20 protein-coding genes are annotated in these 21,987 nt (G+C 48.1%); 15 read left to right on the top strand and 5 right to left on the bottom strand.

Features of this window, described 5'->3' with window-relative positions; genetic code table 11:
* The first annotated feature begins 8 nt into the window (after positions 1-8).
* The 8 genes from C4S39_RS07425 to C4S39_RS07390 all read left to right on the top strand — a co-directional run bounded on the left by C4S39_RS07425 (position 9) and on the right by C4S39_RS07390 (position 8,949).
* Entirely contained in the window at positions 9-1,160 is a 1,152-nt protein-coding gene (locus C4S39_RS07425; RefSeq protein WP_103966394.1) for an N-acetyltransferase, read from the top strand.
* The gene (locus C4S39_RS07420; protein WP_103966393.1) at positions 1,157-1,969 is read left to right on the top strand and encodes a nucleotidyltransferase family protein; all 813 of its coding nucleotides are present in this window, start codon (positions 1,157-1,159) and stop codon (positions 1,967-1,969) included. The genes C4S39_RS07425 and C4S39_RS07420 overlap by 4 nt, the downstream gene beginning before the upstream one ends.
* Positions 1,966-3,048 (top strand): LPS export ABC transporter permease LptF, encoded by a 1,083-nt coding sequence (gene lptF / locus C4S39_RS07415; protein ID WP_103966392.1) that lies wholly within the window; start codon positions 1,966-1,968, stop codon positions 3,046-3,048. The genes C4S39_RS07420 and lptF overlap by 4 nt, the downstream gene beginning before the upstream one ends.
* Positions 3,045-4,103, top strand: a complete 1,059-nt coding sequence (gene lptG, locus C4S39_RS07410) for an LPS export ABC transporter permease LptG (protein ID WP_103966391.1) — start codon at positions 3,045-3,047, stop codon at positions 4,101-4,103. Before lptF ends, lptG begins: the two co-directional genes overlap by 4 nt.
* A 253-nt stretch (positions 4,104-4,356) precedes the next feature.
* Positions 4,357-5,589 (top strand): CDP-alcohol phosphatidyltransferase family protein, encoded by a 1,233-nt coding sequence (locus C4S39_RS07405; RefSeq protein WP_103966390.1) that lies wholly within the window; start codon positions 4,357-4,359, stop codon positions 5,587-5,589.
* Between the two features lie 26 nt (positions 5,590-5,615).
* Positions 5,616-7,610, top strand: coding sequence for a diacylglycerol kinase family protein (locus tag C4S39_RS07400; RefSeq protein ID WP_103966389.1), 1,995 nt, complete (start codon positions 5,616-5,618; stop codon positions 7,608-7,610).
* An 87-nt stretch (positions 7,611-7,697) separates the two neighbouring features.
* Positions 7,698-8,342: a DUF2959 domain-containing protein gene (locus C4S39_RS07395; RefSeq protein WP_103966388.1), complete on the top strand. Its 645-nt coding sequence runs from the start codon at positions 7,698-7,700 to the stop codon at positions 8,340-8,342.
* 70 nt (positions 8,343-8,412) lie between these two features.
* Positions 8,413-8,949, top strand: a complete 537-nt coding sequence (locus C4S39_RS07390; RefSeq protein WP_103966387.1) for a YaeQ family protein — start codon at positions 8,413-8,415, stop codon at positions 8,947-8,949.
* 126 nt (positions 8,950-9,075) lie between these two features.
* Here C4S39_RS07390 and C4S39_RS07385 read toward each other — a convergent pair whose 3' ends face one another.
* Entirely contained in the window at positions 9,076-9,426 is a 351-nt protein-coding gene (locus C4S39_RS07385) for a DUF488 domain-containing protein (RefSeq protein WP_103966386.1), read from the bottom strand.
* Positions 9,427-9,507: 81 nt separating this feature from the next.
* Positions 9,508-9,894: a surface-adhesin E family protein gene (locus tag C4S39_RS07380; RefSeq protein ID WP_258039341.1), complete on the bottom strand. Its 387-nt coding sequence runs from the start codon at positions 9,892-9,894 to the stop codon at positions 9,508-9,510.
* A gap of 383 nt (positions 9,895-10,277) precedes the next feature.
* On the opposite strand from C4S39_RS07380, the gene C4S39_RS07375 reads away from it, so the two are divergent.
* From C4S39_RS07375 to C4S39_RS07355, 5 genes are all read left to right on the top strand, one after another.
* The gene (locus C4S39_RS07375; RefSeq protein ID WP_258039340.1) at positions 10,278-10,928 is read left to right on the top strand and encodes a MotA/TolQ/ExbB proton channel family protein; all 651 of its coding nucleotides are present in this window, start codon (positions 10,278-10,280) and stop codon (positions 10,926-10,928) included.
* A complete protein-coding gene (locus C4S39_RS07370; RefSeq protein ID WP_013648430.1) occupies positions 10,915-11,316 on the top strand; it encodes an ExbD/TolR family protein in 402 nt (133 codons plus the stop codon). Before C4S39_RS07375 ends, C4S39_RS07370 begins: the two co-directional genes overlap by 14 nt.
* A 10-nt stretch (positions 11,317-11,326) precedes the next feature.
* Positions 11,327-12,202: a hypothetical protein gene (locus tag C4S39_RS07365; RefSeq protein ID WP_103966385.1), complete on the top strand. Its 876-nt coding sequence runs from the start codon at positions 11,327-11,329 to the stop codon at positions 12,200-12,202.
* 143 nt (positions 12,203-12,345) lie between these two features.
* On the top strand, positions 12,346-13,623 hold the full coding sequence (locus tag C4S39_RS07360; protein ID WP_103966384.1) for an HD-GYP domain-containing protein: 1,278 nt from the start codon (positions 12,346-12,348) through the stop codon (positions 13,621-13,623).
* Positions 13,624-13,636: 13 nt separating this feature from the next.
* The gene (locus C4S39_RS07355; RefSeq protein ID WP_103966383.1) at positions 13,637-14,935 is read left to right on the top strand and encodes a putative bifunctional diguanylate cyclase/phosphodiesterase; all 1,299 of its coding nucleotides are present in this window, start codon (positions 13,637-13,639) and stop codon (positions 14,933-14,935) included.
* A gap of 170 nt (positions 14,936-15,105) precedes the next feature.
* Here C4S39_RS07355 and C4S39_RS07350 read toward each other — a convergent pair whose 3' ends face one another.
* Positions 15,106-15,624 carry a hypothetical protein gene (locus C4S39_RS07350; RefSeq protein ID WP_103966382.1) on the bottom strand — a complete coding sequence of 173 codons (519 nt, stop codon included), beginning with the start codon at positions 15,622-15,624 and terminating at the stop codon, positions 15,106-15,108.
* Positions 15,621-16,223: a glycoside hydrolase family 19 protein gene (locus C4S39_RS07345; protein WP_258039339.1), complete on the bottom strand. Its 603-nt coding sequence runs from the start codon at positions 16,221-16,223 to the stop codon at positions 15,621-15,623. The genes C4S39_RS07350 and C4S39_RS07345 overlap by 4 nt, the downstream gene beginning before the upstream one ends.
* Before the next feature lie 95 nt (positions 16,224-16,318).
* Between C4S39_RS07345 and mutL the strand changes: the two genes are divergently transcribed.
* Positions 16,319-18,109, top strand: coding sequence for a DNA mismatch repair endonuclease MutL (gene mutL / locus C4S39_RS07340; protein WP_103966380.1), 1,791 nt, complete (start codon positions 16,319-16,321; stop codon positions 18,107-18,109).
* 173 nt (positions 18,110-18,282) lie between these two features.
* Here the strand turns inward: mutL and C4S39_RS07335 are convergent, their stop codons facing one another.
* Entirely contained in the window at positions 18,283-19,281 is a 999-nt protein-coding gene (locus C4S39_RS07335; protein WP_103966379.1) for a 2-hydroxyacid dehydrogenase, read from the bottom strand.
* Between the two features lie 321 nt (positions 19,282-19,602).
* Here C4S39_RS07335 and C4S39_RS07330 point away from each other — a divergent pair, with 321 nt between their 5' ends.
* A complete protein-coding gene (locus C4S39_RS07330; RefSeq protein WP_103966378.1) occupies positions 19,603-21,954 on the top strand; it encodes a heavy metal translocating P-type ATPase in 2,352 nt (783 codons plus the stop codon).
* The last annotated feature ends 33 nt before the right edge of the window (positions 21,955-21,987 follow it).

Below are 21,987 nucleotides of genomic sequence, written 5' to 3'. Positions count from 1 at the left end.
CATACAGTATGACTAAACACGATAAGTCGGCCAACCCCTTAGTGACGGTGCGACCGGTGATGACGTATCGTGATATGAGTAAGTTTATTGATGTGCCCTGGCACATCTACGCAAATGACCCGATGTGGGTACCGCCATTGCGTCTGGAACGACGTTTTCATTTCTCCCGTTATAATCCTTTTTTTAAACACGGTGAGTGGCAAACCTGGGTAGCATTTCAGAACGGTCAGCCCGTTGGCCGCATCAGCGCTCAAATCGACTCGCTGCACCAGGAACGCTACGGAACAGATAGCGGCCACTTTGGTTTAATGGAATGTATCGACAATTCGGAAGTGTTTGCCGCGTTGATGCTTCACGCGGAAGCATGGTTAGCTTCCCGGCAAATTCGCCGCATCAGCGGCCCGTTCAATCTGTCAATAAATCAGGAGTGCGGCATACTGGTAGACGGATTCGATACGCCGCCCGTCGTCATGATGCCGCACTCAGCGCGCTGGTATGACCGTTTATTGACAGAGCAGGAATATCATCCGGCAAAAGATTTATTGGCGTATCGGATTAGAGTTGATTTTGAAATACCACGCATCATGCAGATACTGATCAATCGCTTTTCCTCGCAAATTACAATACGTACACTCCGTCGCGATAGATTTAATGAAGAAATGGAAACGCTACGTGATATCTTTAACGACGCATGGTCTGAAAACTGGGGATTCATTCCATTTACGCAGGAAGAATTCGCCGAATTGGGTAGTAGTCTGCGACTGCTGCTACCGGATGAATTCATCCAGATTGCCGAAGTCAATGGCAAACCTGCGGCATTTATGGTGGGTTTACCTAATCTTAACGAAGTGTTAGCTAAGCTGAACGGAAACCTGTTTCCCTTCGGTTGGCTCAAACTCATCAGAAGCATCAGGAATCATGAAATTCGCTCAGGCCGTATACCGCTGATGGGAGTACGCAAACAATTTCATAATACACCGATAGGTCTGGCACTGGCGTGCCTGGTCATTGATGCGCCCCGGCAGGCCGGTATCGCCCGCGGCATTCAGGAAGTTGAAATGTCGTGGATACTGGAAGATAACATGGCAATGCGCAATATTCTCGATCATCTGGGTAGCGAACAGTACAAGCGCTATCGCATCTATCAAAAAATATTATGAGTGATGCATTTAATCCGGCATCGCAGCAATTTGTTGCGCTGGTTCTAGCCGCTGATCGCACCGGCAAAGATCCTATCACGCAACATACCGGCGCGGCTTGCAAAGCCTTCGCGCCGATTGACGGCATTCCAATGATTATCCGTGTCCTGGATACGTTGATGGCTTGCAATCAAATCTCCAGCGTCATTTTATGCGGCCCTCCAGAATCCTTGCACGCTCATTGCCCGGAATTAGAACAGCGCATTGCTTCAGGGCAAGTAAAGTGGCTACCCAACCTGGACTCTCCCAGTCGCAGCGCTGAGAGTGGCCTTAACCACGTATCCAGCAATACACCGGTATTATTAACTACCGCCGATCATGCCTTACTCACACCCGGCATTGTGCAGGATTTTTTGCAAAAATCACTCGCAGTAAATAGCGATGCCACAGTCGGCGCAATCAATCAAAACGTGATCGCGGCCGCATTCCCAAATGCCAAGCGCACTGTCATCCGCTTGAATGACGGCGGATTTTGTGGCTGCAATCTGTTTACATTCAAACCGCAAGGGCGCTCAGTGGTAAAATTCTGGCGCAAAGCAGAAGATTTGCGCAAACGCCCATGGCGTTTAATTGCACAGGTACTCGGATTCAAAACGGTATTATCCTATTTGCTGGGATCCTTGACATTGCACCAGGCGTTAGCGGCAGTATCGGAAAAATCCGGGGTAGCCATACAAGCCATCATGCTGGACGATCCACGCGCCGGAGTAGACGTGGATAAAGTCGAAGACTTAATACTGGCTGAATCGATACTCAGATCAGAGTCATGAAATTAATCGACCGCTATATCGCACGGGAAATAATGCTGCCTTTCACGGTAGTCATTCTCATCCTGATCGGACTGTTCGCCAGTTTCAGCAGTGCCAGGCTTTTAGCTGGCGCCGTTACGGAAACTTTGGGAATCGCCGGTTTGATCAAACTGGTTTTTTTAAAAACCTTGATCGCATTGGAAGTGTTAATTCCCATCGCCCTCTATATTTCAGTCATTATGGGCCTGGGAAGGCTCAACAAAGATCAGGAATTGAATGTTATCCGCTCAGTGGGCATCAGCGGCCGCCGCATCGTTATCGCGGTGCTGACCGTCGCGATACCGGTAGGTATCATCAGTGGCATGTTGTCATCGTATGTTCGTCCCTGGGCTTATGGAGAAAGCTACATTCTCGACGCGCAAGCAGAGGCGGAACTCAACACCAATCGATTTCAAGCCGGACGGTTTTATGGTAGCGAAAAAAGTGGCAGGGTAATCTATGTACGCAATAAAAATGAAACCGACAAACAAATGCAAAATATTTTTCACTACATCAAGAAACCTGACAGCAGTGAAATCGTCATTGCCAAACAGGCTCAACAAATTAAACCCACAGCAGAAGACGATAGACCGCACATTCAGTTATCGGAAGGCATCATCTACCAATTGACGAACATCGCCAGCACCGATGATGTCATTCAGTTCAAAAAGATGATCTATTTCATTGATAATGATTACGTCACGAATTACCGGCGCAAAGCGGCCGCGACAAGAACCTTGTGGGAATCCGATCTGCCGCGTGACATCGCCGAGTTGCAATGGCGCATCTCACGTCCGCTTGCTACCATACTGCTGGCGCTTATTGCCTTAACCTTTATTCATACCGCTCCGCGCCAAGACAAAACGGACAAAACCTATCTCATTGCCGCCCTGGTTTTCGCCACGTACTACAATCTGAGCGGATTAGCAAAAACCTGGGTGGAACAGGAGACTATCGGCAGCATGCCTGGCGTATGGTGGCTGGAATTGCTCATGCTATTGGCGCTCATCACTTATGCCCTGATTGTTAGAAAAAAACACTTATCACGTCCAAGACAATGATTTACCGGTATATATTTCGCCAGGTATTGATTGGCTTCTTGATTGCCATCGCTGTGATATTGCCGCTTTTCAGTTTCTTTGATTTACTTGATCAATTGGATGATGTAGGCAGAGGCACTTACCGCATTACCGACGCGTTTCTCTATACCACCATGCTGTTACCGCGCAGATTCATTCAAATCGCCCCTTTTGTGGCTTTATTAGGCACGGTCGCGGCACTGGGGAAATTGGCGATACATTCGGAATTGATTGCCATGCGGGTTGCTGGATTCTCCCCTTGGCGCATCAGCCTCGCACCTTTAAGTGCCGGCATTTTACTTTTACTGGGCATCGCCATTTTAGAGCAATTCATTGCGCCGCAATTGCAGCAAAAAGCAATTACTTATCGGGCTATTGCATTGGAGCAAAGCGCTGAGCTCGGAAGAAATCTGGGGATATGGACACGCAATGAAAAGAATATTCTGCGTATCGGTCAAATCATCAGCAATAATAAAGCGGCCAGTATTGAAATTCTGCAACTGGATCAGGAAGGCTTTTTAGCTGCCCATGTCCTGGCTCAAACCGCAGAAATTGTTGATAATGAAACCTGGGAACTCGGCAATGTTATTATCAGAACTTTTGCAAACAATCAAATCGTGGTAGCTCGCCATAATACTTTAAACTGGTCTTCCTTTGTCAGTCCGGAAGACATCGCAACCCTGACTAAACCGCCCGAAAGTCTGTCACCGCTTGAGTTGTTCCGGCATGTTGAATTCCTACGCAGTACCGGCCAGGATGCAGACTCTTACGCACTGGCATTCTGGCGAAAAATCGGTAGTGCGCTGATGACCATCGCAATGCTGCTATTATCCATTCCTTTTGTTTTTGGATCGATCCGCAGCGGTTTGAGCAACAAACTGGTACTCGCTTCGCTGATTGGCATCGCGGTTTATTTGCTCGATCAGATTATTGCAAATGCGGGTTTGATATTGCAATTAAATCCAGCGCTGATAGCATTGGCGCCAGGTTTTACTATGATTATCCTGGCCTATGTATGGTTAAACCGAACCCATTAGATGACTCTAAATCAATCGTAAAGGAAAAAGCGCCACAAACCGCCCGAAACAAATAAAGATCGATTAGTTTTCAAACATGCTGCAACACAAACCTGTTGATGTAGACCTTTCTTCAAAGCTTCATTGGCAATTCGCAGTGTGCAACAGTCTATTATTGTTGTCATAAAACATCTAAAATCGCATGGTCTTGCTTAATCCAGTGTACGCTCGGCCAAAATAATCAATTCATATAAAAACCAGATATCCATCACATATGCCAGCTTCAACCTATATTCATATTTTCGGTGACAATAAAACAGCCATTTGGGGGTTAACCGGATACGAACGCCTGCAACGCATGCTGAAGGCACACGAATATGTCACCCTTGTCGATGATGTCGAGAAAATTCCCACAGGTGCCGGCACATTATTCCTGAATGCCAATTTTCTGTTCGATACCCGTGTGCTTTCGGTATTGCTCAAACTGGATAAGAATATCGCTTTATACAGTGAGGACGGTTGTCCTGCTGCGATACGCACCGATGGCAATCAGGCGCCGCGACTGCTCAGAAATCTGAACAATAACAAAAACCAGAATTACAAATTCGTGCTGCTGTCCATTCCACGAATCGGCTTGAAAGATTTGGAAATTGATTTCCAGCAGAATCTGAAGAAAAAAGACCCGCCGTATATTTTACCTGTCAGCGAGGAAAATCGCGCGCTACTGGAAAAAGAACTATTTTCCGGATCATACAAAGGGGTTACCGACCTCGTTACCAAATGGGTATGGCCATTACCGGCGTATTGGGCTACACATCTCTGCGTACGCCAGGGCTGGCAGCCCAATCATGTCACATACCTCAGCATCGTACTTGCTATTCTGACCGGACTGGCATTCTGGGCAGGATTCTTCGGCATCGGATTGTTGATGGGATGGTTCATGACTTTCCTGGATACGGTCGATGGAAAACTGGCACGGGTCACAGTGACTTCGAGCCGCATAGGAGATGTTCTGGATCACGGTCTGGACATCATCCACCCACCCTTATGGTACCTGGCATGGGGAGCGGGATTAGCGGGCACGCAAACAGCCATTCCCGATCTGGAAGTTTTTATGGGATTAATGTTTTTGGGTTATGTCGGCGGACGATTGTGCGAAGGCACATTTCAACTATGGTTGGCGCCGTTTGATATATTTATCTGGCAAAAACTGGATTCATTTAACCGCTTGATCACAGCCCGGCGTAATCCCAATCTACTTTTTCTAAGCTGGGGCTGGTTGATTGATCGTCCGGATATCGGATTGTATCTGGTGGTATTCTGGCACTTGATCTCGACCGCATTTCTCGCATGGCGCGTACTCATGGCGTGGCGCGCCAAAAATAGGGAAGACGTATTGAAATCCTGGTTGCAGGACATCGATCCGGCACGTGACCGGGAAATATTGGCTGTCAGAATTTTTACGCGCGCCCCGATTGATCTTCGGAAACCGTTTCCACTATCCTGAAATTTAATGACTCATACCCACACCTGATGACTTTACAATCGCGAATCGATCGCATAACGGCCGGAACCGCCAAGATCGGCTGCCTGCTTAACCCCATGAGTGGTCAGGTACGTAAAAGAAAGCCAGCTATCCGTCAGACATTGGAGGCAATACCGGGCATTCTCATATGCGAAGCCAACGATGCTTCCAGTTTTAAAACCGCGATTAATCAGTTCATCCGGGAAAATATCGACTTGCTGCTCATCGTTGCAGGAGACGGCACCACGCACGCAATTCTGGGTCATCTGTTCACATCACTGCCGTCTGAACAATGGCCACTCATTATGATTGTCCCGGGTGGAACCACCAACATGACACCGTTGGGTCTGGGAATTCGCGGCAAACCGGAAAAAATTATCCAGCAATTACATGACGCTCTGCTCGACCCATCCGCACCCGAATTGGTGCAACACCCGGTGCTACGCATCGAGCAAACGGGAACAAATCCGATTTATGGCATGTTTTTTGCTGCTGGACTGGTCGCGCGCGGCGTCAAATTTTCGCGCAGTTCGGTGAAGCAAATCGGGATTACTGGTAGTTTCTTTACCTCGCTGATTATGCTGCGTTCCTTTATCGGTTTAATTTCCGGCATGATACTTGGCCGTCACCAAAAAGAGTGGATGCCCGTCAAAATGGCGATGACAGAAGCCAATGGCCGGAATCATCAGGGCACCTATTTATTTGCGCTGGTCAGTGCCCTGGATAACCTGCTACTCAACATCCGCCCTTATTGGGGCAAAGAACCAGAACCGCTCCATGTAACGTGGGTAGATCAGCAATATAAATACTTGTGGCGTTCATTATGGCCGCTACTTTCAGGTGGAGGTGAGACGCTACAGGAAAAAGATGGCTATTATAGCCATAACACCTCCGCTCTGACTGTGCATATGGATGATGAATACATCGTAGACGGTGAATTGTATCGATCAATCAATACGCAAAATCCCCTGCGAATTACCGCAACTAACCCCGTAACGTTTTTAGTACTCAAGGACACCGCTATTACCATGACCTCTTCCGTATCGCTACCCGCCCAACCATTACCCATTCGATTGATTAGCGAAGTTGCCTGGGAAAACAACAAAGAAACATCGTCCAATCTCATACCGCTGGTAGACGCCCTGATTATGCGCTTTGGCGAATCACTGGATGCCGTAATGCTTTATGGTTCCTGTCTGCACTCTTCAGTCAGCCTGGACGAAGGCATTGTCGACCTGTATGTCATCGTTAACAGCTACTACAAAGCCTATCCGGAAAAATATCTGGCCAATTTGAACGCCTGGCTGGCGCCCAATGTTTTTTATCTCGAAGTACCGCATCGGGAACGCACCTTACGCGCAAAATACGCTGTCATTTCGACCAAAGATTTTGAACGCGGCGCGCAATTCTGGTTTCATCCTTATATCTGGGCACGCTTTGCACAACCATCACGACTGCTATATTCTCGCGATGATGTCGTACGGGAACGCCTGTATATCGCACAAGCTCACTCGGTGATTAACTTCCTGAAATCCGGTGTCCCGACGATCGATGCCGGCATATTGAATGTAGAAGAAATCTGGACTCGCTGCCTGACACTCACCTATGCGGCCGAATTACGCGCCGAGCGGGAAACACGCGCGCGTCATCTGGCTCAAACCAACCTCAGCGCATTTACCCGCCTGACAGATGTTGCGAGTCCCATGCTGAAAGAAATACTGGAAAAACAAGATAACGGAAAATATCGCTGCCTGACCACACCCGAGATGCAACGGCAAGCACTATGGCGCTGGCGTTTGCGTCGCTGGCAGGGAAGAATCCTGTCCATCCTGCGCTTATCCAAAGCTACGCTGACATTTAACAATAGCGTAGCTTACGCCGCATGGAAAATCGAGCGGCATACCGGTGTGCATGTGGAAGTCACACCGGTATTACGCCGTCATCCTATTCTGTGGGGTTTGAAAGTAGCTTGGCGGTTATTACGCCACGGTGTGATACGCTAAACAGCTCAATCAAGTTATAAAGATCAGGATTAATAACCGGTTACCTGGTAATAAAATTATCAACCGAATTTTCTTAGGGAGATCATCATGAGTCATCTGCATCGCTTATTCTTACTTCCGGTCCTTTTACTACTCACTGCTTGTACTACGATGTATCTCGAGGGCCTGGAAAAAGTCGGCATTCCCAAACGGGATGTCATGGTTTATCGCGTTGAGAAAGCGCGCGACACGCAAGAAGAAACCAAAGAACAGTTCAAATCCGCTCTGGAGCAATTCACTGCCGCGACTAACTTCCAAGGTGGCGATCTCGAAGCCACCTATAACAAGCTGAATGATGCGTATGAAGCCAGTGTCAGTAAAGCCGAGGAAGTGAATAGCCGCATCGCGGATATCGAAAACGTCTCTGAAGCATTATTTTCAGAATGGAAACAAGAAATTACACAATACAGCAATGCATCGATGAAACAAAGCAGCCAAAAAAAACTGGAGTCAACACAAGCACACTACCGCCAATTGATCGCCTCAATGAAACAAGCCGAAGCCAAGATTGAACCCATCCTCCGGGTTTTCCAGGATCAAGTCATGTTCCTCAAACACAATCTGAATGCGCGCGCCATTGCTTCCCTCAAGAATGAATTGGGAACGATCAAATCCGATGTATCCGCGCTCATTGCTTCGATGGAAGAATCAATTAATGAAGCCAATGCATTTATCAGTACAATGGAAAAATAAATCATCTCAGGACGCGCCGGAATAGCTTATCAGGTACTATTCCGGCGCTTCCAACAATCAGGAAACGCCAGTGGCTTTAAAACCAACCATTTATAAATTCAAGATTGCACTGACGGATCTCAATCGCAATTACTACGACACGCTCAATCTGACCATCGCCCAGCACCCATCCGAAACGCTTGAACGCATGATGACGCGCATGCTCGCATTTTGCATCAACGCTCAGGAATCGCTGTCGCTCACCAAAGGGCTGAGTACCGTAGAGGAACCTGACCTCTGGGCACATAGCCCGGATGGCCGGATTGCATTGTGGATCGATATCGGCGAACCCGCTCCGGAACGAATCAAAAAAGCGACGCGGCTCGCTGAGATGGTTAAAGTGTATAGTTTCAACTCCAAATCGAACATCTGGTGGATACAGGAACAAGCAAAATTTAATGCATTGACGGCATCTATTTTCCAGTTTCAATGGTGCAACATCCAGGCATTGGCAAAGCTGGCACAACGAACCATGGATATCTCCGTCACGATCTCCGAACAATCTGCATATGTGGCGACGGAATCTGGGGAATGCGAGATAGATTGGGTTTCGCTATGCGCTTATTGATTCTCGTAAAACATAAGAAATAGATACTTCAATATTTAATACAACTCAATTTCTGAAATTAAATTTCCTGCACTCTCCGGCATCGGAGTTAAACCGGGCTTCAGAAATATCGTTTCAGTATGTCAGTCACTCCCTATTCTCAAGATACTCTCTGAGTACCAGCGCATGGTTATGTTCCTCATCCTTCGCACCATAAACGAGCGTAACCGGGCCATGATTCACGTGCTTGGCAAGTTGCTCGACAGCTTCCGAATTATGACGAAGCTCCAGAAAATAACGATCTCGAAATTCAATCCATTTTAATCGGTCATGACCAAACCACTTGCGCAGAGGAGTACTGGGCGCCACATCCTTAAGCCACAGATCAATGTGTGCCGAACACTTGGAGACTCCTCGCGGCCAAAGCCGGTCGACAAGGATTCGAAATCCATCACTTGGCGCATACGGCTCATACACTCGTTTAAGCAGTATAGTCATCAGAGCTCGTTTACCCGGCAAAATCGATACCTCAAGAATGACCGAATCGAATAAGTCAGCATTGGTTTTAACTAGCCCCCCTCAATCAATACAAACCGTTTCCGCTATATGCCGAAACATCGAATTAGCCGAGAAACCAAACCACTCTCTGGATTCTTCATGGTGCGCGCCGATCACCATGCCTGTGGCATTCTTGTCGGGATATAGCAGCATCGTGATCGAGCGGGCTTTGTGATAAGCGCAATCAAATTCGTACAAGGTTTTAACTGCATGATGCCCGCCTTTTTGCTTCTCATCATAGCTGGAAAGCACCCAAACTTTCCTGAACTGATCATTCTTCTGCATCGTCTCAGGATCAAAATAATGGATTTCACCCTGCCTGGTGGTCATATCCAGCTTAATCCACTTGGCGTGTGCAGGCATAACAACGAATAACAGGAACAGTATGGGTAAATATTTCTTCATCATTAATTGTTATAATTTGCGCATTTGATCTGTTTTCTCATTCTACTCAATGCCTAAACAGCAGGTAATCCGAACAGGTTTCATTTTTGTGCAACAAAACCATAAATGTAAGTCATTTTGCCATTAAATAGTTCCAACTGCTGGTGTTTTCAACTATTCTTAGCATCCATATGGCCTGTGATATTGGGCTTTTTATCCGCAGATTTATGAGAAATTGCACGACAATACGTTGGTTGCAGCTTTGCTGATCGTTGGAGCGAATCTGTATCGCGTAGTGATATTCCATATCGAGTGAACGTTGCTGGAAATTCTTGTATTAAAACAATTCTCCAACAAACACGACGAGTAACAATAGTTTTATGAATAGCCTTAATCTGGAGTTAAATATGATGGAAGAATTGAATCAAGCCTGGATCATGTTAAAGCTTGGTGGAATTATTATCATACCGCTGGTCTTATTGGGTGTTATTGCGGTAGCAATTATGCTTGAGAAGGCATTTATCTATTGGCGCTATGCACGCCTTTCCAGCGATCTGCTCAATCTGGTGGAAACCTATGGTTTCAAATGGAACGATCTGGAAAAAATACTTTCCGGACTGGATAGTCGTCATTATTACAAGCGTTTCTTTGAAGTAGTGATTTCCAACCGGCATCAGCCGGCCTGGTGGACGGAATCCCGCGCCGCTGATGAAGCGCAAATTATTGAGGAATCGCTTGCGCGTCGATTATGGGCGTTGGAAACTATTGTTACCGCGGCACCGCTGCTTGGACTGGTAGGGACAGTGATCGGTATGATGCGTGCCTTTCAGGTAATCGGCAGCGAAGGCTTGGTCAACCCCACGGCGGTCACCGGCGGGGTTGCCGAAGCGCTCATTGCTACCGTAGTTGGTCTGGCAATTGCGCTGGTAGCTTTGTTTGGATTCAATTATTTTTCCCGCCTGCAATCACTAACAATGGATGAAATGGAACGCCTGGGTACGCGACTGATCGACAATATCCGTCGGGATCAACAGGATTATCACAATGAAACTACGTAAATCACGCATCATTCCAAAAGGCAAAATCGAGATCATTCCGATGATCGATGTAATGTTTTTCTTGCTGGCAACATTCATGCTGGCTTCTTTATCGATGCAGAATCTGGATTCATTGCAGGTCGATCTGCCCGAAGGACAAGCGGAAAAACTCAGCGCGGAAAAGCCGGTTACACTGACATTAACCAAAGACAGCAAAATCTATATCAATCAGACCATAGTCACGCTGGATACGCTGGCAACCACACTCAAACCGTTACTCGCGGACTCCAAGCAAAAATTGATTGTATCCGCGGATAATGAAGCACCGCAGGGTGTCGTCGTGCAGGCCATGCTGCGCGCCCGATCCGCCGGAGCCCAGCATTTTCTGATTGCGGTCAAACATAAATAACACCTTAAGAATGGCAAGTTCCCGATCGAAAGAAATTCGCCTGTGGTGGCCGCTGCCATTGGCTACGCTGATCTGGCTGCTGGCCATCTGGGGCCTAGGATTCTTTTTATCGCTACCGGAAGTGGAGATTGAAACGCCACCTCCCATCGCTGCCAGCTTCATCGATTTAGAAGAATCCAAGGATGCTGATAATTCGCTACCCGCATCACAACCCAGCGCACCCGCTCCGCAACCCGAGAAGCCGAAAATAGCTGAAACACAACCCGCACCTAAATCACCGCCGCCTGTTCAGCCGCCGCCGTCAAGACCGCCAACCAAACCTAAGGCAGCCGAGAAGCCGAGCAAACCCAAAGCGCCAATCCCGGCGCAGGAAGTTGCAAGAATCAAAGCACCTCCGGAGCCTCCTGCGGATGCTCCCACGGATCTGTCCGAGTATATTAATCAAGCAAAAGCACGTCGCCGCGCTGCGGAAGGAATCTTCGATTCCCAGGAAAATACCGCGTCCAGTAGCGCCGCTAAACAACCTTCAGCGGATGAAATCCGCATGGCCAATGTCCGGCGCAACCTGCAAAATCCGGGTACCAGCGGCATATTCCAGATTCTTCGCATTGGCCCGCGTACGGCGGAATTTTCTTTCCGCGCCTGGACTACCGGTCAAACCAATCCACGATTACAGATGATTCGAGTCGAAGCCGGAATCGATGGTGACATTGAACGCGCCATCATTCGCCGCATGATCCAACTGATTCGGGAATACTACAAAGAAGATTTTAATTGGGAATCGCATCGCCTTCATCGTGTCGTCGTTCTATCCGCGCGAGAAAGAGACACCGCAGGATTGGAAGATTTTCTGATGCGTGAATTTTTCATTAACCCATCCCGTTAAATCTTCTCCAAATTGTTCAAAAGCACCTTAAGAAACATTCTAAAAAAGTCGTAACCATAAGATACAGAGATTAATTTTGTTCTCTCCATTCTGATTAAGAATATCAATTAATTATATTTTATTATTTTACCGGTTCTTCCGTGATGACAAGCAATAGCACTATTGAGATTTTTGTCAATGATTTGCAGCCTGGCATGTATATCAGTGACCTCGATCGTCCTTGGCTTGAAACACCCTACCCTATTCAAGGCATCCTGATTCAATCACAACATGATATCGACGAACTTCAGCGTTATTGCAAACACGTTTACGTGGACATTGACAGAAGCGAACCATTCTCAGTTCAACAGCATTTATCAGGTGCCTCTCATGACTCCCGGGCTATTTCAAATCAAGAGAAGCCGCCAACATTGCATGAAACCAAGTCGCTCGACTCACTGCTACAACGCGTTAATACCTACAGTGACATCTGCACTGCGGCACAAGAAATTCCAGCGGCTACTGAAGCGTATAATATTGTCTCCACACTATTCACCGATATCAGTACCAACCTCGAGTGCAATACCCGAATCAATATGCGCGTAGCGCATGAAGTGGTCGACACATTACGCGAAAGCGTTATTCGTAATCCCGATGCAGCATTGCTGCTGGCACAACTTAAAACCACCGGAAAAGAACTCTATGACAATGCCATTAAGACTTCAATACATTTGCTTGCCTTCGGTCGCCATCTCGGCTTGCCCCACAAGGAATTGACCATTCTTGGACTGGGCGGATTACTGATGGATATCGGAAAACAGCGCCTGCCTAAAGAAATCCAGGGCAAAAAAAATATGTCACTCACACCGGATGAACGCAAATTAATGAAACAGCACATCGCGCACGGAGAAGAAATTATCACTCAGCTAAGTGATACACCGGAAGAGGTGGTCAAAATTGTTCTGCAACATCATGAACGCGAAAACGGCAACGGCTATCCCTCCGGATTATACGCCAATCAACTACACCCCTATGCACGCATGGCCGCCATTATCGATTGCTATGAAGAACTTATCTGGGGAGAATCGGGCACGCCAGGTATAAAGCCTTTTCAAGCCCTAAAAGAACTCAAGGATAACGCGCAAAACGGACTCAATTATACTTTGGTGGAACAATTTTCGCAGTGTATCGGTATGTTTCCGATAGGCAGTCTGATTGAACTAAACAGCGGCGAAGTTGCCATTATTCTAACTCACAATCGAACACAGCGATTCCTTCCCCAGATCATGATCATCTGCGATGCACAGAAAAAGCCTTATGGTCATCCTGTAACCTTGGACCTAAGAATTGCCGGCAAAAACCCAAATGGAGTCAAGTATGTCATTGTCAATGATCTCCCTCAAGGTGCTTACGGAATTGATCCAAAGAAATATTATTTATAAACACTAACAATCTATGACCATCCTAGTTTATCAACACTTTTTACAACAAGCTTCACGAAGATTACGCGACGAGTGCCAGTTGGGTCGTCGCAATGCCGTGCTGATCATCAACTTTGAGCGCTTAATAGAATTGGATGGCATCCTTGGATTTACAATTGTTGATAATATGTTACAGCAAATTGCCCAAAAATTAAGAGATGCTCTGAACCCGGACGATCTGATCGGCATCACCGGGCGCTATCAAATATGCTGCTTACTGGTCGATTTGCTTACCGATGCACATGCCATGCTGGCTGCACATAAAATCCTGCGAATCCTGACGCCCCCGTTCGTACTTGACAGAAAAAATATCATCCTGGCTCCACGTCTAGGTGTGGCAGTAAACAGTGTCAGTGGTGATGAGTTGGATCAGTTGATGTGTAATGCAAGCGCGGCCGTGCGTCAAGCAAAACTGGAACAGCTTCCGATCAAGCTCTTTTACGCCGAAATGCAAGATCCTCTCCTGTTTCAAATCGATCTCTGGTCAGATTTAGGTAACGCTATCAAGAACGGCGGATTATATTTAGGTTACCAGCCCCAGATCGACATTGTCAGTGGCAAGATCAAATCCACTGAAGCCTTGCTACGATGGCATCATCCACATCATGTGCCGATCCGCACCGATAAACTTATCCAGGTTGCTGAAGGTACCGCGCTCATGTCCAAACTCACGCTGTGGGTCTTCCATACCGCATTAAGAGAATGCTCTGAATATCGTAAAGCAGGATTAAATGCCGGTGTTTCGATCAATTTTTCTGCTGACGATCTGCGCGACCCTGAACTTACCGAACTTGTTTTACAAGGGCTATCTCTATGGAACGTGCCGCCAGAAGATATTACCATCGAACTGACCGAAACAGCTGTTATGGATAATCAAGCAGGGACTTTGGATACCTTATACCAGCTCAAGGACATGGGACTGAAACTGGCCATGGATGACTTTGGAACCGGTTATTCATCGATGGCTCGCATGTTGGACTTGCCTCTGGACGAAGTCAAGATCGACATGGTATTTGTCAAACATATGACAACACATCATAAACATGACCGGATCGTCGATTCGATGATCAATCTTGCACACCGGCTGAATCTATCCGTAGTTGCCGAAGGCGTGGAGGATGTTGCAACCTACGAATGCCTGCGGACACTAGGATGTGACGTCATTCAAGGTTATCTCATTGGCAAGGCCATGCCATTGCCAGAGCTCATCAAAACTGTCAACGAACAATTCCCTGCTCACTGCTTTCGGACAGCATCGCAAACAATCGTATAAGAAAAATCTGTGGCAGTGGTTGAACCTCATTCACCAACAAAGACTTAGTCCTCAATTACTGGTTAGAGCTACCTTAGCTCCACACTGTTTGTGGCCAACTTTTCCGTTATTTCTGCAAAATCCATCAACTTCGGAAACTATAATAGCTTGCGGGAAATTCTGATTTCTGGTTAATCAAGTCCCGGAATTTCGAATTCATTTTGATCAACCTGTAACCCGGCGCGCGTAAAAAAATCATCGCTAATTTTTGAGATTGGAACATTCTGACATTCCAGATTAGCAATCACCTGATGGTTTCTCTCCACCGCAACGCCGTCTTTCGCCCCCCAGCCCTTACCGATTGCGGTATACACGATGTAATGATACTGTCCGTTGATAAAACGCAAGTAACCGCCGCCGCCGCCCGCGAACATCCAGGTTCGCGCCTGGATGAATTGAGTAACCGGATCGGATGCGTTCAACGCTGGGAATGTCAGCTCAGGCATACCGAGCGGCCCGAATCGATATTGCAGATAGCCGCTGTGAGCGGAAAAATCCTTCGAAGCACAAACTGAAACTGTTTTCTTCCCCACGGAACATGAAAATATCACTTGTTCCTGCATCTGGCAGTGCGATTCCGCTGCACCAACCGGAGCAGGGAAAAAGAGCAGGCCTATCAAGCCGCTAATGTAAATAGATGCCGTTCTCACACCAGTAAAGCGTAATAATTTTTGAAATGTGCGATACGATCCTCCAAGCCATTAAGACCGCCATTTACTTTCTTGGTGATTTGAGCAACTACCTCATCGCCGGCACCTGTATCGGCCAGTGAATTGAGTGATCGGGCACCCCAAAACCATGCAGCCGACAGTAAAGGATATTTTGAAGCCACCAAGTCAGGATTATTCAGAATGTCATCGCTGATACTGCCAGAAAAAGCGCTGTAGTTGTCTTTGCCGGTCAACTGAATATATCCTCTGCCCCGGTATTTATATCCTTCCTTGCTGGCTTCGTCCCCATTGCCCATTCTGCCTCCATACACCCGTGACGCTATTTTCTCAGGTTGACGCGCATAACTTTCCGCCAAATTACCCGGAAAATATTTGGCAAATACTTTTTTCAGGCCCGCAGCGGAATAATTCAAATTTTCTTCCCGCGCCTTAAACTCTCCACTTTCATGTGCACACTGAGCGAGAAAGTGCGCCAGGCGCAAGGGCGTATTAATACTGAATTTTTCAGCGCAATCAAGAATCTGACCAAGGACGACATCCGGAACATGGGTTTCCAATCGGTCTATCGCTAACATCATCCCCTCCCAAATTTTATGCAGTTAATGATTCCGGCAAAGTACACTGGATATCCAGTTACACATTATAATCACAACATTTAAAACATCTGCTTAACATGGCTACGATTAAACCGCTTCCTGAGTTATTAATCAATCAAATTGCAGCTGGCGAAGTGGTTGAACGCCCGGCCGCAGCACTTAAAGAAATTCTGGAAAACAGTGTCGATGCGGGTGCAAAGAGGATTAACGTACAACTTCAGCAAGGCGGCGTAAAGCAGATTCGCGTCGCCGATGATGGCGTCGGCATCGCCAAAGATGAATTGCAGCTAGCCTTGACCCGGCACAGCACCAGCAAAATCAGCACACTGGAGGATTTGCATCAAATCACCAGCCTGGGTTTTCGTGGTGAAGCATTAGCCAGCATCGCTGCGATTTCACGCTTGACCTTGGCCAGCCGCCAAGCAGAGCAAAGCCATGCCTGGCAAATTCTGGCAGAAGGCAAATCGGTTTCGCAGCTTATGCCCTCGTCATTGGGACAAGGCACTACGTTGGATGTCAATGACTTGTACTTCAATATTCCTGCCAGACGCAAATTTCTAAAATCGGAAGCTACCGAATTTGCGCATTGCGACGAAACCTTTAAGCGTATTGCCTTATCGCGCTCGGGCATTGAATTCGTTCTGCAACATAATGGCAAGGCGCGCCGGCATTTACGCGCAGGCGATCCGGCACAAAGAATTGCCTCGGTGCTAGGGGAAGAATTCAAACAAACCGCCGCATGGATTGACGAACAGTCAGCCGAGATGCATCTGCACGGCATGGTTGCGTTACCGGCTTATGCACGATCATCGCGCGATACGCAGTATTTTTTTGTCAACCATCGTTTCGTCAATGACAAGCTAATTTCGCATGCGCTGCGCGAAGCCTATCGGGATGTGCTGCATCTGGAGCGGCATCCGGCTTTCGTCTTGTTTCTTGACATTCATCCGGGAAGCGTGGATGTCAATGTGCATCCGACCAAAACAGAAGTACGCTTTCGCGAACCGCGCGCACTGCATCAATTTATTTTTCATGCGATCAACAAAGCACTGGCTTCACCGCAAAATGTATCATCATCTGAAGAACCGGCATCAATCGCCCGGTCTTACCCGATTTATCCAAAAACCGGTCAGGCTCAGGCCGATAAGGTATCGCAACCGGCCAGCTTTTACGGCACCTTATTTGGTACGGAAGCACGCACTACCCCAACAACTCCGGTTAACATAGCCGTCGCACCCGCGACAACACCTGATCAATCCATTACGGTGAAAAATAGTCAGGATAATCATTCCCTCGGTTTTGCGCTGGGGCAGCTGCATGGCATTTATATTCTGGCGCAAAATGCACGTGGCCTGATCGTTGTCGACATGCATGCCGCGCATGAACGCATTTTGTACGAAAAGCTCAAGCAAGCGCTTGATCAACATGAAATACCGATGCAGCCGCTGCTAATTCCGGTGACTTTTTATGCCGAACATCTGGAAATCGCCGCAATTGAAGAAAATCCGGCAATCCTGGATCAATTGGGATTTGAGATTGCGGTGCTTTCGCCCACGACAGTAGCGGTGCGCGCAGTGCCGGCGACACTGCAACATGCCGATATCGCACAGCTGGCGCGCGACATCCTGCGCGAAATCCGCGAATATGGCGCAAGCCAGATTCTAACCGCCAAACGCAATGAGATACTCGCAACGATGGCTTGCCACGGCGCGATTCGCGCCAACCGCAAGCTGACCTTTGAGGAAATGAATGCCTTGTTGCGTGAAATGGAAATGACCGAACGCGCCGCTCAATGCAACCATGGCAGACCCACCTGGTTTGAAACCAGTCTGGCCGATCTGGACAAATTATTTATGCGCGGAAAGTAAATAGGCCATCACCAACCCAACCCGCGAGTTGCTTAGGGCAACGTAAATAAGAACAACACAAATTGATCAGGCAATGCGGAAAAATGGCCGTCATCGGATCGCGAACCGCTTAAGCGACTATAGCCCGCGCCTCGTCTATTATCATTTTACCAAACTCAATAACTTTGCAATTTTTACAGAACCGTTTCATCAATATAGGGCTGATCAGTCTGGAGACGAATAATATTTTCGGTTGTAATACGCGCTATTTCACTGAGCGCTTCATGGGTGAGAAAAGCTTGATGTGATGTTATCAGAACATTGGGATAAGTAAGTAAAAGATTAAGCTCATCATCTTGCAGAATATGTTCGGAATGATCTTCAAAGAAAATACCCCCTTCTTTCTCGTAGACATCAAGCGCGACACCCCCGATACAGTCTGTTTTAAGGGCTTCCAGGAGGTCGGTTGTATCAATCAACCCTCCGCGGCTGGCGTTGACAAGATACACGCCTCGTTTCATTTGCTTAAATGTACCATGACATAACAAGTGGTAGGTTCCCGAATTAAGAGGAAGGTGCAGGGAGATTATGTCGCTTTCTTTTAGTAAATCGGAAAAGGATGCATATTCGATTCCTTGCTGAGTGGCCCAATCATGACATGGACTGATATCATGAGCGATAACCCGGCAATCGAAGCCCCGATAGATTTTGGCAGCAATACGGCCAGTCTTGCCTGTTCCTACAATGCCAACAGTCTTTCCCGCAAGATCAAAACCGATGAGTCCGGCGAGAGAAAAATTGTGTTCGCGTACGCGATTATAAGCGCGATGAATGCGCCGATTAAGCGTGAGTAGAAGACCTATGGAATGTTCCGCCACAGCGTGAGGAGAATAAGCAGGTACACGCACGATAGTAAAACCAAATTCCTTGGCGGCCTCGAGATCCACATTATTATACCCGGCACAGCGCAAAGCAATCAGCTTTACCCCGGCTTTGGAAAGTTGAGCGATGCAAGCACGGTCTAAGCAATCATTTACAAAAATGCATACAGCATCCATCCCTGTGGCAGTAGCCGCTGTTGATGCGGAAAGCCGGAATTCATGAAACTGCCAAGCAATATTTTCGTGAAATAAAGCATTCTGGAAATATTCACGATCATAGGGCTTCGTATCATATAATGCTGCGGAAATCATTTTAAATATTATTTATCTTCATATAGTTATGAGCTCAATAACGTACGCTGAAGCGTACTGTTTTTCGCTGCGATGGCGCAGTGTAAGAGTGTAGCAGCCTGGACAAATATTATGCGCACAAAATTGCTTTTTCTACGCATAATTGGATATGAGTCTCAAAATTCTATTGATTAAAGTTAAGTTTAAGGTTAAAAGTGAAATGGATGAATATGTTTGCTCCGGCTAATGGTTTGAGCTTGCGACTGGCTATCAGCACTAAGATATGATCAGCTGCAAAAGTACCGGAACGCAAAAACACCTGTTTTATAAGGATTGCAAGTTATGACTCACGAACATCACGAGCATGCACAGCATAACCACGATCATGATACGCATCACCGTGCCATAGCGACCGATCCCGTCTGCGGCATGCGGGTCGATTCATATACAGCGAAGCATCGCGCTGAGCATGGTGAACAAGCTTACTATTTCTGCTCTGCCCACTGTCACGATAAATTCGTAGCCACGCCCGATATTTATCTAGCAGGCAAGATTCCAATCGAAGAATCCACATCCGATACTATCTATACCTGTCCGATGCATCCACAAATCCGGCAGATCGGACCGGGAAGTTGCTCTCTCTGTGGTATGGCATTAGAGCCGGCAGAAGTATCGCTTGACGACGCACCTAATCCGGAGCTTGCGGACATGACCCGCCGCTTCTGGATCAGCCTCATGTTGACAATCCCGGTCTTCATCCTGGAAATGGGCAGCCACCTGATCGGCTTGACACATCTTATATCTGCACAGATCTCCAACTGGGTACAATTGTCGTTGGCAACACCAGTCGTCTTGTGGGCGGGGTGGCCGTTCTTCGTACGCGGCTGGCAATCGATTGAGAACCGCGCACTCAATATGTTCACACTGATTGCGATGGGTACTGGTGTGGCATGGATCTATAGCATTGTTGCCACCGTTGCGCCCGATCTCTTTCCCGATGCTTTTCGCAGCAGCGATGGATCGGTCGCAGTTTATTTCGAGGCTGCGGCAGTCATCACTGTACTGGTGTTATTGGGTCAGGTTCTGGAATTGCGAGCGCGCGAACGTACCTCTGGTGCGATTAAAGCCTTACTCAATTTGTCACCAACAACGGCCCGTCGTCTTGGCGACGACGATACAGAAGAGGAGATCAATCTGGATCAGGTAATAGCGGGGAATCGCCTACGGGTACGTCCCGGCGACCGGATACCGGTCGATGGCAAAGTGATCGAAGGCGGCTCGAATGTCGATGAATCATTGGTAACCGGTGAATCCATGCCAGTTCGCAAGCAGTCCGGCGACCAGGTGATCGGCGGCACCATCAACGGTCAGGGCAGTTTTGTGATGCATGCGGAAAAAGTTGGACGTGACACCATGCTGGCGCAAATTGTCCGCATGGTATCGGAAGCACAGCGTTCACGCGCACCGATTCAGCGCTTGGCGGACATCGTTGCTGGCTGGTTCGTTCCGGCAGTCATTCTGATTGCCATACTTGCTTTTGCCGCCTGGTCGATCTGGGGTCCGCCACCCGCCATGGGGTATGCGTTGATCGCAGCCGTCAGCGTGCTGATCATCGCCTGTCCGTGCGCGCTGGGTCTGGCGACACCGATGTCGATCATGGTTGGTGTCGGACGGGGCGCGACCGAAGGCGTCCTGATCAAGAACGCCGAAGCATTGGAACGCATGGAAAAGATCGACACGATCGTGATTGACAAGACCGGCACGCTGACCGAAGGCAAACCCAGGGTCACGGCAATCCGCGCTGCTGGCAATATCGACGAAAACGAGCTGCTACGCCTTGCAGCCAGCCTGGAACAAGGAAGCGAGCATCCCCTGGCTGCCGCCATTGTTGCTGCAGCCAAGGAGCGCTCGATTGCGCTGGCCAAGGCAACCGACTTTGACTCGCCGATTGGCAAAGGCGTACTCGGCAACGTCGATGGTCACCGGATCGTCTTGGGCAATACCAGGTTTCTTGCAGAATTGAATATCGACACTCGGGTGATGGAAACACAAGCAGATGAACTGCGTCAGAATGGGGCGACAGTGATCTTCGTGGCAGTCGATGGAGCGACTACCGGTATTGTCGCTATCGCCGATCCGGTGAAGGAATCGACACCCGCTGCCATTGATGCTCTGCACGCCGATGGCATTCGCATCGTCATGCTGACCGGTGACAACCGCATTACGGCTGAGGCAGTCGCCCGGCAATTGGGTATCGACGAAGTGGAAGCGGAAGTGTTACCCGATCAGAAAGCGGCAATCGTAATGCGATTGCGCAAACAAGGGCGAGTGGTCGCAATGGCGGGGGATGGTGTCAACGATGCTCCGGCTTTGGCCACCGCCGATGTTGGCATTGCCATGGGTACGGGCACCGATGTTGCGATTGAAAGCGCGGGAGTGACCTTGCTGCGCGGCGATCTGCTGGGCATTGTCCGGGCGCGGCGCCTTTCCGAGGCAACCATGCGTAACATCCGCCAGAATCTGTTCTTCGCCTTTATCTACAATGCAGCGGGCGTACCGATCGCAGCCGGGGTACTGTATCCATTTTTCGGTATCTTGCTCTCACCGATTTTTGCCGCGGCAGCGATGTCGCTATCTTCGGTCAGCGTGATCGTCAATGCATTGCGGCTACGCGCAGTTAAGCTGGAGCGGTAAGAAAGGTTTAAGCAATGCTGCCTTTTTAATTTT

Source organism: Nitrosomonas ureae (assembly GCF_900108305.1).
Taxonomy (GTDB): Bacteria; Pseudomonadota; Gammaproteobacteria; order Burkholderiales; family Nitrosomonadaceae; genus Nitrosomonas; species Nitrosomonas ureae_B.
This window is presented reverse-complemented; position numbering and strand designations above follow the sequence as displayed.